General features: G+C 61.9%; 15 protein-coding genes and 1 pseudogene. 7 read left to right on the top strand and 9 right to left on the bottom strand.

Features of this window, described 5'->3' with window-relative positions:
* Positions 1-535 precede the first annotated feature (535 nt).
* Both C484_RS23050 and C484_RS12030 read left to right on the top strand, forming a co-directional pair.
* Positions 536-685, top strand: a complete 150-nt coding sequence (locus C484_RS23050) for a DUF2080 family transposase-associated protein (protein ID WP_006666493.1) — start codon at positions 536-538, stop codon at positions 683-685.
* 3 nt (positions 686-688) lie between these two features.
* Positions 689-2011: pseudogene (locus C484_RS12030) on the top strand (RNA-guided endonuclease InsQ/TnpB family protein).
* Positions 2012-2283: 272 nt separating this feature from the next.
* Here C484_RS12030 and C484_RS12025 read toward each other — a convergent pair.
* The gene (locus tag C484_RS12025) at positions 2284-3672 is read right to left on the bottom strand and encodes a tRNA(Ile)(2)-agmatinylcytidine synthase (protein WP_006826205.1); all 1389 of its coding nucleotides are present in this window, start codon (positions 3670-3672) and stop codon (positions 2284-2286) included.
* Positions 3673-3908: 236 nt separating this feature from the next.
* Here C484_RS12025 and C484_RS12020 point away from each other — a divergent pair, with 236 nt between their 5' ends.
* On the top strand, positions 3909-4874 hold the full coding sequence (locus tag C484_RS12020) for a transcriptional regulator (RefSeq protein ID WP_006666522.1): 966 nt from the start codon (positions 3909-3911) through the stop codon (positions 4872-4874).
* 137 nt (positions 4875-5011) lie between these two features.
* Here C484_RS12020 and C484_RS12015 read toward each other — a convergent pair whose 3' ends face one another.
* On the bottom strand, positions 5012-5257 hold the full coding sequence (locus C484_RS12015; protein ID WP_006826204.1) for a glutaredoxin family protein: 246 nt from the start codon (positions 5255-5257) through the stop codon (positions 5012-5014).
* 57 nt (positions 5258-5314) lie between these two features.
* Entirely contained in the window at positions 5315-6760 is a 1446-nt protein-coding gene (locus C484_RS12010) for an NCS2 family permease (RefSeq protein ID WP_006826203.1), read from the bottom strand.
* 185 nt (positions 6761-6945) lie between these two features.
* On the opposite strand from C484_RS12010, the gene C484_RS12005 reads away from it, so the two are divergent.
* Positions 6946-7596, top strand: a complete 651-nt coding sequence (locus C484_RS12005) for a potassium channel family protein (RefSeq protein WP_006826202.1) — start codon at positions 6946-6948, stop codon at positions 7594-7596.
* Between the two features lie 3 nt (positions 7597-7599).
* On the opposite strand, the gene C484_RS12000 is transcribed toward C484_RS12005, so the two are convergent.
* The 3 genes from C484_RS12000 to C484_RS11990 all read right to left on the bottom strand — a co-directional run bounded on the left by C484_RS12000 (position 7600) and on the right by C484_RS11990 (position 10718).
* Positions 7600-8724: a class I SAM-dependent methyltransferase gene (locus C484_RS12000; RefSeq protein WP_006826201.1), complete on the bottom strand. Its 1125-nt coding sequence runs from the start codon at positions 8722-8724 to the stop codon at positions 7600-7602.
* Positions 8725-8874: 150 nt separating this feature from the next.
* Positions 8875-9150 (bottom strand): DUF7513 family protein, encoded by a 276-nt coding sequence (locus tag C484_RS11995; RefSeq protein WP_006826200.1) that lies wholly within the window; start codon positions 9148-9150, stop codon positions 8875-8877.
* Positions 9147-10718 carry a Na+/H+ antiporter NhaC family protein gene (locus C484_RS11990; RefSeq protein WP_006826199.1) on the bottom strand — a complete coding sequence of 524 codons (1572 nt, stop codon included), beginning with the start codon at positions 10716-10718 and terminating at the stop codon, positions 9147-9149. Before C484_RS11990 ends, C484_RS11995 begins: the two co-directional genes overlap by 4 nt.
* Before the next feature lie 143 nt (positions 10719-10861).
* Here C484_RS11990 and C484_RS11985 point away from each other — a divergent pair, with 143 nt between their 5' ends.
* Together C484_RS11985 and C484_RS11980 are read left to right on the top strand one after the other, a co-directional pair.
* The gene (locus tag C484_RS11985) at positions 10862-11965 is read left to right on the top strand and encodes a calcium/sodium antiporter (protein WP_006826198.1); all 1104 of its coding nucleotides are present in this window, start codon (positions 10862-10864) and stop codon (positions 11963-11965) included.
* A 56-nt stretch (positions 11966-12021) separates the two neighbouring features.
* A complete protein-coding gene (locus C484_RS11980; protein WP_006826197.1) occupies positions 12022-13026 on the top strand; it encodes a glutathione S-transferase family protein in 1005 nt (334 codons plus the stop codon).
* 50 nt (positions 13027-13076) lie between these two features.
* Here the strand turns inward: C484_RS11980 and C484_RS11975 are convergent, their stop codons facing one another.
* The 3 genes from C484_RS11975 to C484_RS11965 form a co-directional block, all read right to left on the bottom strand.
* Positions 13077-13286: a DUF7535 family protein gene (locus C484_RS11975; RefSeq protein ID WP_006826196.1), complete on the bottom strand. Its 210-nt coding sequence runs from the start codon at positions 13284-13286 to the stop codon at positions 13077-13079.
* 99 nt (positions 13287-13385) lie between these two features.
* Complete coding sequence (locus C484_RS11970) at positions 13386-13811, bottom strand: hypothetical protein (RefSeq protein ID WP_049915403.1); 426 nt, start codon at positions 13809-13811, stop codon at positions 13386-13388.
* Between the two features lie 161 nt (positions 13812-13972).
* Positions 13973-14743 (bottom strand): NAD-dependent epimerase/dehydratase family protein, encoded by a 771-nt coding sequence (locus C484_RS11965; protein WP_006826194.1) that lies wholly within the window; start codon positions 14741-14743, stop codon positions 13973-13975.
* Between the two features lie 389 nt (positions 14744-15132).
* On the opposite strand from C484_RS11965, the gene C484_RS11960 reads away from it, so the two are divergent.
* Positions 15133-15618 carry an SRPBCC domain-containing protein gene (locus C484_RS11960; RefSeq protein WP_006826193.1) on the top strand — a complete coding sequence of 162 codons (486 nt, stop codon included), beginning with the start codon at positions 15133-15135 and terminating at the stop codon, positions 15616-15618.
* The last annotated feature ends 50 nt before the right edge of the window (positions 15619-15668 follow it).

Genomic DNA, 15668 nt, shown 5'->3' with positions numbered 1-15668 from the left:
GTGGAACGCAAGTGACCCGGGAACGGGTCCAGTGGACGCCTGGACTACACGTACACACGGTCGCATCTGCACGCCGGTAGACGGCCGGCCTGCATTGACCCTTCCCACTCACGCTTACGCGGAGTGGTGCATCAGTTCTTTGTTGGGATCAAATCGTTGTAGCGTCCATTACTTAAGCGCACGGATTCGCTTTGTCCAAGAGAGACGCTCACAGTGGACAACGATCGAATCCATCACAGTAGCGGAGTGCTCTTGCGGCGTGCGTAGGTGAGGACGTGCACGCTTTCACGACGTATTTGACCTCGCTGTAGACGACGTGTTTACCTAAATCGAGGCGCTAAAGCCCCTTCCTCAGCGAGCGTCGAAGACGCGAGCAGGGAGGGGATACAGCGTTCACGAGAGCTCTGCTCTTGTGCGCGAACGAGACGCGGAGCGTCTCGTCAACGCCGCACGAGTTTCTTGGACTGTTCTACAGCAGGCCCGAAGGCCCACGCTATCGGTAGCTTTATGTTTCTACGTAGTGTAAACATTGATAATGGATCGGTACGAGGTCGAAGGGCACGAAGTCCACGAAGCCGAAGTCAAACCAACCGGGAACGGTGCTCATGTGCTTGTTCCCAAGCGGTGGCGCGGTGCCACCGTCAAGGTCGTCCGCGTCACCGATCCGTCCGACGAAGACGAGTAGACCATGCGCTACAACTACAGGTATCGGCTCAATCCGACCGACGAACTCCACGACCGGTTAGCGTGGACTGTCGATATCTGCCGACAGGTCTACAACCACTTTCTGCACCGACTCAACCGCGAGGACGGCACATCGGCCTACTCCGAACAGTCAGTCCTTCCCAACCTCAAACGCGAGTGGACCGACTTGAAGAAAGTCCACTCAAAGGTGTTACAGAAGGTCGTACAACGGCTGTACGACAACCTCTCGACGCTGAAGAGGCGGAAGGACAACGGCTACCGCGTCGGCGAACTCAAGTGGAAGGCTCCGCAGGAGTATCGCTCGATCAAGTACAGTCAATCCGGCTTCGAACTCAACAACACGAGTGGCCGTACTGTGCTTTCTCTTTCCAAAATCGGCGATATTCCGATGGTCTACCACCGCGGCGTTCCCGACGTTCACAAGAGCGACAGCTCTTGTGCAGCCCATCAGTAATATTCGATTTCTGAGGACGACGCCACGATCAAAGAGGTTGTCGTCAAGCAGGAACCGACTGGCGAGTGGTTCGCCGTCTTCGGAATCGAAACCGAAGACGAAGCACCGCCGAAGCCCAAGATAATCGAGAACTCTGTTGGGATCGACGTGGGAATCCTCAAGTACGCTCACGACACCGACGGAACAGCCGTCGAACGTCCCGATCTTTCGGACGAACGCGACCGGCTCGAACGCGAGCAACGAAAGCTCTCACGGAAAGAACACGGCTCGGCGAACTACCGCAAGCAACAGCGTATCGTTGCCAAACGCCACGCCGATCTGAAGCGCAAGCGCCGGGACTTCTTGCACAAGCTCTCGAACCACTACGCTCGAGAGTACGATCTCGTGGCGGTCGAAGATCTCGACGCCAAGGGGTTGATGGAACTCCCGTCGAACAGCCGCAACCGCGCCGGAGCAGCATGGGGGACGTTCCTCCGAATGCTCGAGTACAAGTGCGAACGCGAAGGCACGCACTTTGTCGCCGTCGACCCAGCCGGGACGACCAAAGAGTGTGCGGCCTGTGGTGTCTCGACCGACAAACCGCTGTGGGTCCGCGAACACTCGTGCCCCTCGTGCGGGTTCACGGCGGACAGGGACTGGAACGCGGCCTACAACATCTTGGTACGCGGTCTGAAGCAAGTAGGGACGGGCTGTCCCGAATCAACGTCCTCAGAACCGTTCGGTTCNGGGCTGCGAAAATCGCACTGTGATTTTCGAACGCCTGTGGAGACTGCGCTCCCTACGGGAACCACTTCGGTTCCTGCAAAGCGCGTTCGCCAGACTCCGTCTGGCGGGCTGTCAGACACAGTCTGACAACGTCGTGGAATCAGGCATCTGTTCACGGGCGCGAAGCGCCCGTTCGCATGGTCCGTGAGACCTTCGGTCTCACGCTACCCTCAAGGAGCGAACGGTGTCAGCCGTGAGCGAGTAGGGNAGCGCCCGTTCGCATGGTCCGTGAGACCTTCGGTCTCACGCTACCCTCAAGGAGCGAACGGTGTCAGCCGTGAGCGAGTAGGGTGGGGTAGTTCACTATGCCCTGACTGTCCCTGACTGTCTCTGATCGTCCCCGCTGGAGAGCCCGGCGATCAGCGCTCCGGGTGAATCGGGCCGTCGAATCCGCCTCGAACTAGCGGCTTCGCGATGTGTCGTCGCGCACACGGCGGCACCTCGTACCAGCCGCGCTCGAGCGAGCGCTCGATCGGTACCTGCTCTTTTCCGGCCGCACTCGTCTTGCAGTCGCGACAGCGATATCCCTGATTTCGTCCGGCGCTTTCCATCGTCCGCTCGCAGTCCGGACAGGTGGGTGTGACGAGTTCAGTGGTCACGAGGTCGCGGACAGCGAACTTCTCGAGTTTGAGGGTGCCGTCCGCAAGTTCACCACAGACGGTGAGTTCGTCGCTGGGGCGAAGGGCGCGGATGCGGTCGCGAAAGCGTTTGGTTGGTTCGAAGGCGGCGCAGGTGAGGGTATGGTGTGACGGCGCGGTGGATGCGGCGTCGACGTCGCCGGCCGTCGCTTGAGCTTCGCCCACACCCGTAGCTACCGCCACGAATACGTGTCCTCCGCGCCGCGTTTCGGGCGGTTCGGCGACGCGCGCGTCGAGCCGATAGGAACGGCCGTCCTGCAGTTCGGCCGGCGGGTGGCCGGCTTTTGACTCCGATTCCTGCGCTCGTCCTCCCGCTTCGTCCGCGGTCAGGTCCCGCAGGTGCACGTCCGTTCCCTGGTTCGTGACGAACAACTGGCTCGTCCGCACCGGCTCGCTCTCGATCCGTTCGGCGACCCGGCGGATCCGATCGGGATCGTCCCCGCGAATGCCGTGTAGAATCGGCCCCGGAGTGTGGGGCACGCAAACGGTCTCGTTCTCGCCGCGGTCGACGGTGTCCCAGACCGCAGGATACCCCCGCTCTGCCGCGGCGAAGACGCTCTCGTGGTCGACTGCTCGCGGCGTTCCCCACCGGTCGGGCTCGCGGTAGGAGATGAACTCGTACGTCCACGCAGAGAGTGCGCGCCAGGCACCGATCGCGGCCAGCGCGCCGATCCGCCCGCGACCGTTACCGGCGTGCCACGACCGGTAGCCGTAGCCGTCGATTACGGCCCTGGTCTCCTCGATGGACAGGTGCTCTCGAATCGCCCGCATCGCGAACCGGCCGAGTTCAGCCGGCAGATCGTCGGCTTCTGGACGGACATCGGCGACGACGAGTCCCGGGTTCGTCCGGTCGTCTCTCGTTTCCGCAAGCGACTCGAGTTCAGCGCGCGCGAGTTCGAACGCGCGGGCGGGGTCGCAGTCGGTGTGGATCGCGAGCGCCGCGTTTCCGCGCGTCTTGAACTCGACGGCGGGATTGAGCCGGACGAGGAGAATGCGATCGATCGAAGCGCCGGCATCGCGGCGCAGTCGCTCGGCGATCGTCGCGGCAGCGTAGGTCGTACACATGCCGTGTTCGCGGGAGTCCGTATCGTCGATCCCGACGACAGTCATCGACGGTGGTTGTACCGGCGGCGAGTAACGCCTTTCGATGCGGGCAACGTGTTTTACTTGGGGCGGGGACAGGTGCCGTGAGGACAGCGGCGGTGTAGCGTCAGCCGGAACGAACAATTATCACAATGCAATGAAAGCAGTATATAAGTATACTGCTGATACATCCCGCAATCGCGACACCGCAGACGGGCATCTCGGGGAAACGCTCTTATATGAGGAATAGCTTACATCCCCCTATGTCCCGCTCCGCACTGGTCGGCAACGTGACCGCGATGTTAGAGGATGCGGGATTCGTGGTGAGCGACCGGTGTGCGATCCGACCGAAGAGTTTCGATATCGCTGCGCGTCGCGGCGAGGATCTGTTACTCGTCAAGATTCTCGGCAACATCGACGCCTTCAACGAGGCGACCGGCCACGAGATGCGTCGTCTCGGTACCTACCTGCAGGCGACGCCGATCGTGATCGGCTTGCGCAGTCGCGACGAGGATCTCAAACCGGATGTCGTCTACTTCCGACACGGCGTTCCGGTCTTCAGCCCCGATACCGCGTACAACCTGTTCATCGAAGGCGTCCCGCCGCTGATCTACGCCGCACCGGGCGGCCTCTACGTCAACATCGACGGCGACTTGCTCGCCGACGAACGCGAGGACCGCGACTGGAGTCTCGGCCAACTCGCGAGTGAACTCGGCGTCTCCCGCCGGACCGTCTCGAAGTACGAGGACGGGATGAACGCCTCCGTCGAGGTCGCCATGGCGCTCGAAGACCTCTTCGAGGCACCGCTTACCAGTCCCGTCGATGTCCTCGACGGAACCGACGATGTCCACGAGACGGAGTCGACGCCGGACGATCCCGAGGCGGATCCCGGCGACGAACAGGTTGTCGCCGTCCTCACGCGGGCCGGCTACAGCGTCCATCCGACGATCCGCTCGCCGTTCAAGGCCGTCAGCAAGGACGAAGACGACAGCGAGGTCGTCCTCACCGGCCACTCCGAGTTCACCAAAGCCGCCGAGAAACGCGCCCGCATCATGAGTTCGATCGGCCGCGTCACTCGCACGCGATCTGTCTACGTCGTCGACCGGGCGAAACGCGACGCCGTCGACGGTACCGCGCTCGTCGAGCGCGATGAACTCGCGGATCTACACGACACGGACGAACTCCGGGATGTAATTCGGGAGCGAGCCGAACACGAGGAGGCGGCTTGAGTTCTGCGACGATATGTCACCGGAATGACCTCACTCGTATTCACCAGTACTAGTGTCGTGTGAACCGACGGCTGATCGTCCGTTCTGGTGATCGTCAGTAACCGACGAATAGCCGCTTGTTCGCCCGACGGTCGGCTCTATGCGTAGGTTTCTTCTAGGTATTCGACGATGTCGTCGCTTTCGTGCATTCCGTCGACACCGTTGTCCTCGTCGGTGATGACGGGAACGCCGGTCTGGCCGCTTACCTCCTCGACTTCGGTCCGCTCGCCGTGTGAGCGTGGTACCTCGATGGTCTCGTACTCGAGTTCGAGCTCGTCGAGTTTCGAGCGGACTTTCGCACAGTACGGACAGCCGGGGAGTTCGTACATGGTAATGGCAGCCATAGCGCAAGATAATGACGCGGGACGTATGAGCGCACCGGTCGCGGTGGGTAGAGAGAGTTAGAACGTCAGGAATCCGGCGTCGGTGGCGAAGTACGCGCCAAAGTAGAGGACGAACGCGACGGCGAGGGCCCACTGGCCGGGCGAAACGTCGGCGCGTTCGCCGACGGCAGCCTTGACGAGGGGGTAGCTCATGATCCCGGCGGCGAGTCCGTTCGCGATCGAGGTGGTAAGCGGCATAACCGTGATTGTCAGGCCGCTGGAGATGAGCCAGGCCGGGTGCTGCCAGTCGATGTCCGCTGCGCCCTGGAGCATGATGAGACCGACGACGACGAGGGCGACGTAGATTGCGTACTGCGGGATGATGGCCATCAGGGGGACAACGAACAACGAGAGGACGAAGAACCCGCTGACGACGAGCGCGGTGAAGCCGGTTCGGCCGCCCTCCTCGAGTCCGGCGGAGGACTCGACGAACGTCGTGACGGTCGACGTGCCGATCATCGCGCCGACGGTGGTGCCGACGGCGTCGGCCAGCAGCGGCTTTTCGATTTCTGGGAGATTCCCCTCCTCGTCGAGGAGGCCACCGATCTGGGAGACGCCGATGAGTGCACCCGCCGTATCGAAGAAGTCGACGAAGAAGAAGGTGAAGACGACGAGTGCGAAGACAAACGGGTCTTCGGCGATCATCCCGAGGCCGTCGACGAAGCCGGCGATGAGCGGCGTGAAGTCGTACTGGACGTTCAGAATCAACTCGATGATACCGCTTAGCCCGTCGTTCGTGACCAGGTTATACTCTCGTTCGAGTGCGAGTTCACTCGGTGAGACGATACCGAGGAGGGTAACCAGCCAACCGGCGAGGGCGGTGAAGATGATCCCGATGACGATTGCACCGCGGGTGCCGCGGGCGTAGAGGACGAGCGTCAGGGCGAGGCCGACGACCGAGAGGGCGGCGATGGGGCTGGTCGCGGCGTTGCCGAGGGTGACAGCCGTTTCGGGGTCGGAGACAACGAGTTCCATTTCCTGCAGGCCGAGAAAGAGCAGGAAGATACCGATCCCGGCACCGACGGCGAACTTGACGGGTTCGGGGAACAGTTCGATGATGTAGCGGCGCGCGCCGACCACCGTCAGGAGGATGAAGATGAGCCCTTCGACGAAGACGGCGGCGAGGGCGACTTGCCAGGGTACGCCGAGACCAAGGACGACGGTGTACGCGAAGAACGCGTTCAGACCCATGCCGGGTGCGAGTCCGAACGGGCGATTCGCCCACAGCGCCATGACCGTGGTCCCGACGACCGACGCGAGGATGGTCGCGACGGCGATCATCTGCGTTACCTGCGCTCCGGAGTACCCCTCGATCTCGATCGCCTCCCCCAGGATGAGCGGATTGACGACGATGATGTACGACATCGCCAGAAACGTCGTCAGCCCCGCGATCAGTTCGGTCGAGAGGTCCGTTTCGTACTCGTCGAACCCGAAGTAATCCGCGATCGTTTCGGTAACCCCCATGTTGGATAGTCAAGCATAACCGCAGGCCTTAATTAAAAGTTCTTGTCTGCCCTTCCGCCGATATCACACACGTTCGTGCATACATAGCCGGCGACGTGGAGCGCCGTCCGCACACCATTGAACGACTGCGACCGAGGTTCTATCAGGACCAACGTATTTTAGCCCCGGCTACGTACTGTGATACCATGAGATTCGTCATCGTGGGGTACGGGAGAGTCGGCTCGCGAACAGCCCGCATTCTCGCGGAGGAGGGCCACGAGGTCGTCATCGTCGACAACGACCACGATCGGATCGATCGAGCCGCAGACGAGGGCTTCGAAACGATCCACGGCGACGGAGCCGACGAGGCAGTTCTCACCGACGCCGGAATCGCAACCGCCGACGCTATCGGCGCGTTTACACCCAACCTCAACGCCAACTTCGCCGCCTGCATGGTCGGCAACCACCACGGCTGTCGGACCGCACTCCGGATCGACGAGGACTACCGCGAGGACATCTACGAACAGTACGCGGACGAAGTCGACGAGATCATCTACCCCGAACGCCTCGGTGCCGCCGGCGCGAAGACCGCCATGCTCGGCGGCGACTTCAACGTCGTCACCGACCTGGCGGCAACCCTCCAGCTCACCGTCCTCAAGATTCCGGACGGGTCAGCCGCTATCGGCAAACGAATGAGCGAACTCAACCTGCCGGAGTCCGCCCGCATCTACGCTCATGGTCGCGCGCGAGAATCGCTTACTATCCCGCTTCCCGGCACCGAACTCGAGGCCGGCGACGAAGTCGCCGTTGTGACAGAAACCAGCAGTGCAGATGCGGTCCGAGCGGCGCTACAGTAGCCGCTATGCCCGGTCAGCCGTGGATTCCCCGTCCGGTCGAAACACGAGTATATTCTGGTGGACCATCGACGGCACGAACGAGAACGGATAGCCGTAGACGTGCAAGTCCTTCGTCGGATCGTACCAGATCAAATTCGCTGCGAGCGTCACCGGCGCGGTCGACTCGATCGCGCGTGCGAGTTCAGCCGAGAGGAACTCGTAGGACTGGTCGCGGTACATGTCGCCGATGAAGACGACGATGTGGCCGTCGGGGGCGACGGCGTCGGTGAAGCGGTCGAATTTCGTGGCCATGTCGTCGAGCCAGTCGGCTTTCGTTGCGGTTGCTGATTCGGATTCTGATTCGGATTCGGACTCAGTTTCGATCCCGGTCTCGGCTGTTCCCTCACTGCTTGCATCCGTTGCGTCTGCTGGGTCCGCGTCGAACGACCCCAGTTTGCTTTCCCGCGTCTCGCGTTCGTTTCGCGTCTGTTCGAGTTCGTCCATGTGCCAGTAGGGAACGTCGGTCAGCAGGAGGTCGACGCTGTCGTCGGGCACGTCCTCGATCAGATCGCGACAGTCGCCGTGGCGCAGTTCCTGTGCGGCGAGTTCGGGATCGCCGCGTGCGCTGCGGGCGTCGTTCTCGCGCTCGAGGACATCGTCGTAGATTTCGATCCAGCGTTCGGTGCGCTCGAAGCCGATTGCCTCCCGGAGACCGGTGCCCTCGTGTTCGCAGAAACTCGCGCCGAGGAGGGTGCCGCCGACGCCGGCGAACGGATCGAGGACCGTGTCGCCGGCCTTGCTGAATCGGTCGATAAGGTCCGCACAGAGTCTGGGCGGTTTCTGTCCGCCGTGTTCGCTGCGCAAGTCGTGTTGCACGTCGGGCGGATAGCCCTCTGCGATCACCGATTTGGTCGCATACTTCCACTCCTTGCCGGTGAGATCGTTGATCCGGTTCCGGTCGTCGTAGATCCCTCTCCCCTCGACGTAGTGCTGGTGGTCGGCGAGTTCATCCGTGTCGATGACTTCGCCGTCTTCGATCGGGAGGGATTCGGTGCGGGCGCGCTCGGCATCGAACTGGCCGTCGTCATCCGTGACGAGTCGACTCTGTCGATGTCGCCCTTCGTCGGCTGCTTCGCCCTCGTCTGGCATGCTCGGGACCACCTATATCCAGTGGATGCACACCCACCCGCCTTAAAGACTTGATTCCAGTCTGCACGCACACCGTTCCGACAAAACGCGCAGCAGCGACTAAAAACTCGTAGCGGAGCGAAAACGATCCCATCGGGATTGCCGTCAGCTCTAGTTCGTGTACGAACTCTCGCCGACGATCTCGATGAACTCGGCGCGGCCGGTTGCGTTCGTCTCGTCGAACTCGGTGACTTCGACGCGAACGCGCCGTTCGACTGTCTCCGGACCAGCGCCCTCCACGAGCAGATGCGTATCACCGATGTAGACGTGGCCGTTGCCGTCGCTGTTTGCCTCGGCGACGAAAACGCTACACTCGTCGCCCACGGTGAGCGACGGACTCGAGTCACGGAACTGCCAGCCACGAAGGAATTTTGTGAAGACGCTCATAGTCGTGCCACCTCCTCGCTTTCGCGATCGATAATATACTCCCGGCCGAAGCCGGTCAGCGCTGCGATGATGAAGACGGCGACGAGCAACCAGCCCTGGAAGACGAACGGCACGACGTCGATCGGCGTCACGAGCATGCCGGTGTCGAACCACTCGAACTCGCCGGGCAGTTCCTGCATCGCCGAATAGCCGGCGAGCACGCCGCCGGACCACGGGAAGATGTAGCCAAGCGCGGCGGTCTGTGCGTCCAGAATGTTCGCTCGCCGGTAGCCGTTCAGGTTGAACCGCTCGCCGATCTTCGAGATGTACGGCCCGATCGCGACCTCCGCGGCCGTGTTGATCGTGATGACCGCGTTGATCAGCGCCGCTGAGCCGACCATCGTCAGTTCGGCGTTGCGAACGTTCGTCGCGAGGTTCTCGATCGACCAGTCCAGAATCGCCTCGAAGGCACCACCGCGGATCATGATTTGGGCCGCCGCGATGATCAACAACACGAGGATCGCGAGTTCGAAGAAGCCGGCCGCCCCCTGGATGAGGCTGCCGCCGACGCCGATCGCATCAGGATCGTCGACGATCGTCAGGATCGGCAAGAACTCGAGCGGTTGGGAAAGCGGTGCATCCGCCGGCGCGTTAAAGGAGACGATATCCCCGAGCGACAGCAGGCCGAGCGCGAGACTGGAGACCGCCGCGACGACGATACCCCACGAGATCGCCTCGACGATGTGGCGGCCGGCGACGGCCGTGCCGATCACGATGCCCATCGAGAGGAGATGAACGAGCCCGATCGGTTCGCTTTCGGCGACGAGAATCTCCTGTGCGTTGCCGCCGATCCCGAGGCCGCCCATGAACTGACCGGCGACGAGGTAGCCGCCGAACGCCACAATCGCGGCGACGATGACGTATTTGAACCGCGAGGCAACGACGCCGCCGATGTCCGAATCCTGCGTGACGGCGCTGACGATCGTCGTGTCGCTGACGGGTGCGAGGTTGTCACCGAAGATTGCCCCCGAGAGAATCGCGCCGAACAGCAAGATCGGGTTGGCTCCCAGCAGGAGACCGGCCGGGAAAAACAGCGTGACGAACGCGATCGACGCGCCGTAGCCCGTACCGATCCCCGTCGTGAAGACCGCGGCGAGAATGAACGTCGCCGCCGGGAACAGTGCGCCGCCGATGCCGGCGGTTTGGGCTAACCAGACCAGGCCGTCGACGAACCCGCCGTCCTGGAGCAACTGGGCGAACATCCCGGCCCAGATCCAGGCGACGATCGCCGTCACGGCAACCGGCTGGGTCATTCCCTCGAAGATCGTATTCGCGTAGGTCTTCCAGTTCCCCCGAACGAAGAACATTCCTCCAATCAGGCCGACCAGAATACCGATGACGAGTCCGCCTTCATCCGAGATTCGCCAGAAGGCTGTCTGGGCAATCGCCCAGAGGATGAAGAACACGATCGGAAACGCACTCATTCCCCGGCCACCGTAGAACTCGATTCGTGGCCCCTCTTCACCGGTGTCCTGGACGAATGACTCACTCGGATCCGCGTCGGGTGAGTCACTGTTGTCAGTACTCATCGTAACACACGAGATCGGTTATCAAACTCGGCAGATAAGTGTTGTCGAATAGTGGCGGACTCTCCCGCTCTCCCCGGGCTATGAGATATCCGTCCTGCGGCGGTGAGGCGGGTTTTTGTCGCAGTCTCACGATTGTTCGACTCGTGTCGACGCTCGTCACTGTCGTCGCACTGCTTGGTGCCACGATCGGCCTCTGGGTTGGCGCACGATGGCTCGTTGCTGCAGCTACCAGCATCGCGAGCGCAGCCGGCATCTCTCCGCTTGTGATCGGTCTGACCGTCGTTGCGTTCGGGACCTCCACCCCGGAACTGGCTGTCTCGACGGTCGCCGCACTCGAGGGAACTGGCGACGTTGCCGTCGGAAACGTCGTCGGATCGAACGTGTTCAACCTGGGTGTGATCCTCGGCATCGTCGCGATCCTTGCGCCGTTTCGCGTTACCGAAACGATGATTCGCCGCGATGCCCTCGCGTTGGCTGCAGCGACGGTAATCGTGGCGGGCGTTCTCACAAACCGCGTCGTCTCGCGCCCGGAAGGCGCTCTCCTGCTCGTACTGCTGATCGCGTATCTCGGGGCAATCGGCGTCGAGATCCGGCGAACAACCGAGGACGAAACGGCTACAACGCCCGCTACGAGTGATATACCCTCGCAGACTCGAGACAACACTGTTGACGCCGAGTCGGTACGCAACGCGAGCAGCGATTCGAACGTCGACACCACGAACGACGACCTGCGCGACCGACAGCAGCCGACCAGCCGACAGGGATCACCACGGGACGCTGACTGGGAACAATCACCACCCCTGCACCGCAGCTACGAAAGCACCCGCTTTCTCGTCGGTCTCCTCCTCGTCATCGGAAGCAGTCGCTTACTCGTCGATTCCGCGACGACGATCGCCCTCTCGATCGGACTCTCCACGTGGCTCATCGGCGTCACGGTCGTCGCCGCCGGCACATCGCTTCCCGAACTCGTCACAGCCGTCGTTGCAGCCCGGCAAGGCGACGTTTCGATCGCCGCGGGAAACGTCATCGGTTCGAACGTGTTCAACCTCTTCGGCGTCCTCGGACTTGCCGCGGCCATCCGACCGCTTGCCGTCGATCCCGCCGTCCTCCTCGGGCTGGTGTGGCTGCTCGTCGTGACGCTCCTCGCAACGGTGCTGCTCGCGACCGGACGGCGGGTAAACCGACTCGAAGGCGTTCTCCTTCTCACCGTCGGCGCGGGATACTGGGTCGGGAGTGCGATCAGCTGATGACCGGTCTGTCGTCTCGGCGAGTTCCCTTTAGGGCTCGCCCGAGTAGAGCCTGTATGAACATGCTCGTCGACGGCGAGTGGCGAACCGATGCTGCCGAATCGACCGACGACGACGGGGCGTTCGATCGACAGGAGACCACGTTCCGGGATCAGGTTCGCGACGATCCCGACGCACGGTTTCAGCCGGCGGCGGACCGCTATCATCTGTACGTCTCCTACGCGTGCCCGTGGGCACACCGAACGCTCGTGACACGCGCACTGAAAGGACTCGAGGATGTCATCTCGGTCTCCGTCGTCGATCCCTACCGCGAGGCGGGCGGCTGGCAGTTCACGCCCGACAAGGACGGCTGTACGCGCGATCACGTCCACGATGCCGATTACTTGCGCGAACTGTACGTGCGGGCCGATCCGAACGCGACCTGTCGAGTGACGGTGCCGGTTCTCTGGGACACACAGGAAGACACCATCGTCAACAACGAGTCCGAGGAGATCATGCGGATGCTCGATACCGCGTTCGACGACCTGGCTACCCAAAATGTCGATCTCTACCCCGACGGCTACCGCGACGAAGTCGACCAAATCATCGACGAAATCTACGACCCGATCAACAACGGCGTCTATCGCGCCGGCTTCGCCACCGAGCAGGAGCCCTACGACAAGGCCATCGACGACCTGTTCTCGGCGCTCGAGCACTGGAACGACGTGCTCGAAGAGCAGCGATACCTCGCCGGAGACCGACTCACGGAGGCCGATATCGCGATGTTCACGACGTTGATCCGATTCGATCAGGTCTACCACACTCACTTCATGTGTAACGCCAAAGCCATCCACGAGTTCAGTGCGCTCTGGCCGTACCTGCGGGATCTCTATCAGACGCCGGGGGTCGCCGAGACGGTAAACATGTCCCACATCAAAGAGCACTATTACACGACACATCCGGACGTCAACCCGAACCGAATCGTCGCTCGCGGACCCGACCTGGCGTTCGACGCGCCGCACGAGCGGGACAAGCTTCCGGGTGGGCCGCCGGATGAACTCGAGTCGTTGTTGGCCGAGTGAGCGGGGTCAAGAAGGAGTGACTACACGGAACGGACCGCTACAGCCACCAGCTACTGGTTCTGCGTCTCTGTGCGCCAGTCCTTGTAGCTCGACTCGACCGGCTCCTCCGCGAAGAAGACGCGCCAGAGGATCCACGCCAGAACGATGATTGGCAGCGCGGGCAAGAGCAACACCGCGAGTGCCGCTGCCATCACGTAGCCGAACACCGACATCTGGGGATTCGGCACGTAGCCCGTCGAGTCGGACACCTTCGTGGACATACGAACGAGTACGAACGTCCCAATATTCGGTCTTTCGATCCGAGAGTGACGCCCAAGACGGTTGCATCGTCGCGAAACACCGGCTGAATCCGGCGGTTCTCACTGGACGGAAACGTCTGCCGTTCGCTGCCAGCGACGACCCGTTCGAATGGCACCCTGCAAGAGCACGACCGCCGCGAGGACGATTCCGCTCAGGAGCGTAAACGCGCCGCCGACGAAGACGCCGCCGACCTCGGCGACGTACAAAATGTACATGCTCATCGTCGCGAGAAACAGCGTCAGGGAGCCGAGGATACCGATGATCGGCGTTGCGCCACTGAACTCGTCGGTAATGAGTCGTGAGAGCACGACCAGACCGAGCAGCCCCGGGACCACGAGTTCAGGATTTACCGGGATGGGGCCGAGCGTCGGCCATGCTGGGTACGGCTCTGGCACGCTGGTGAACGTACACACTGCAACGGCCACCACGACGACGGCGAGCGCGTAGTCGATCAGTCGTGGAAGCGACCGTCTCCCGATCCCTATCACACGAAGACATTCACGTATTGATATAAAAACGTACGTGTGGAGCGTGTAGAACGGGGTGGCTGTGGGACGACTGGCTTATACGGGCTGCTGGCAGTCGGTTCCGGCGCACCCGCGAACCGTCCTGCGGTTGCAACGAAAAATTGGTACAGGAGACAGTCTTACTCGAGAACGGCTGCCGAGTCATCCTGCGGACGGTAACCCAGTTCGAGAAGCGTTTCCGAGAGCGAGAGGAATCGTTCTGCGTTGTCCGAGATGCCGTGGGCGGTCAGCGGCGTCTCCGAGAGCGAGGCTGTCACAGCGGCTTTCATGAGTCGTTGGCAGTCCGCGGGGCTGAGCCACATCGCGCGGGCGAATCGTTCGCCGGCACCGTCCCGGTCGGCGACCTCCGCTCGGAGTTCATCCCGCGTGAGGAGCCAGCCGATCCGGAGGTTGAGCACGTCCAGGCCGTGACGTTTGGCGTAGTACGAGCCCATCGCTTCGCCGAAGACCTTGGTCACCCCGTAGTAGGTGTCCGGATCGAGGGTATCATCGGGCCGAACGATGTCGGGACTTCCAACCGTCGACTCCGGTCGCGTCGGGGAGACGGTGTTCGCCATATTGACCGCGTGATTCGAACTCGCAAAGACGATGCGCTGTAGATCGTTCTCGACGGCTGCGGCATAGATATTGTAGACGCCCTCGATATTTGGCTCCACGACGGCGTCCCACTCGGCGCGCGGGTCCGGATTGGCGGCGAGGTGGAGCAGTACGTCCTGGCCTTCGAGTGCGTCCACGACTGCCTCGCGGTCGGCGATTTCGATCGGCGTCGTCTCGAGGTCCTCCGACTCGCTGTGTGAGAACAGCGTAAGCGACTCTTCCCGGTCTGCAAACGCCTCGATAGCTTCTCTGCCGACCCGACCGGATGCACCGGTGATCGCGACGTTCGTCATAGGTGCATAGACACGAACTGCGGGGAAATAGGTCGGGCCGGCGCGTTCCGGGACGATTCTCGGTTGCAGCGTCTCCGGTGAGACAGCTCCCGGAACGCCTCTTCCCGCGTCAATACGGGTCGTAACTGCAGACCAGTCTTTTCTCGATCACACCGGGATGCCACCGTCCTTCTACAGTTTTCCGAGACGTTTCACGGACCATCCCTCCGCGACGGATTTAGAGAGAGTCTCCCCGCGTTTTATAACAACTCTAACAGACGCAAATAGCTAAGTGGTGTGTTATGGCAGTCTACGAACGGGCTCGATACGAATACTGACACGCGCTCGCGCCGATATTTACGGAGTATCGATCGGATACACGAACTGTGATCGGAACGGTAACAACTACTATGAACGTAATCGAAGTCTTCGAGGATATCGATGCCCCGCCGGCCGTCGTCTGGGACGTACTCCTCGAGTTCGACAGCTATCCTGAGTGGAATCCGTTCGTCCGGTCGATCGAAGGGGACCCGGCGGTGGAAGCGGAGTTGGAGGTTCGAATTGAGCCGCCCGGATCGCGGGGGATGACGTTTACGCCGGTCGTCGTTGCTGTCGAGGAGAACCGCCGGTTAGCCTGGCTCGGCCGACTTGGAGTCCCCTTCATCTTCGACGGCTATCACGAGTTCCATCTCGATCCGATCGACGGGGGCGACCGAACCAGGTTGCTCCATCGCGAGACGTTCCGTGGGATACTTGTTCCGCTCCTGTTCGATGAACAGCAACTCGAACGGGGGTTCAGGGCGATGAACGAGGCGCTCAAGGTGCGGGCCGAGGAGCGAGTTCAGTCTCCGACGAATGGCCCCAACGATACCGACAACAACCCTGAAGCTTCCTGAATCCTCTGCGATCTCTTGAAGCAGTTGCCGTGAGCTCGGGAACTCGGGGA

It is taken from the genome of Natrialba taiwanensis DSM 12281 (genome assembly GCF_000337595.1).
Classification (GTDB): domain Archaea; phylum Halobacteriota; class Halobacteria; order Halobacteriales; family Natrialbaceae; genus Natrialba; species Natrialba taiwanensis.
The sequence above is the reverse complement of the archived record's forward strand: the minus strand, read 5'-3'. Positions and strand labels throughout refer to the sequence as shown.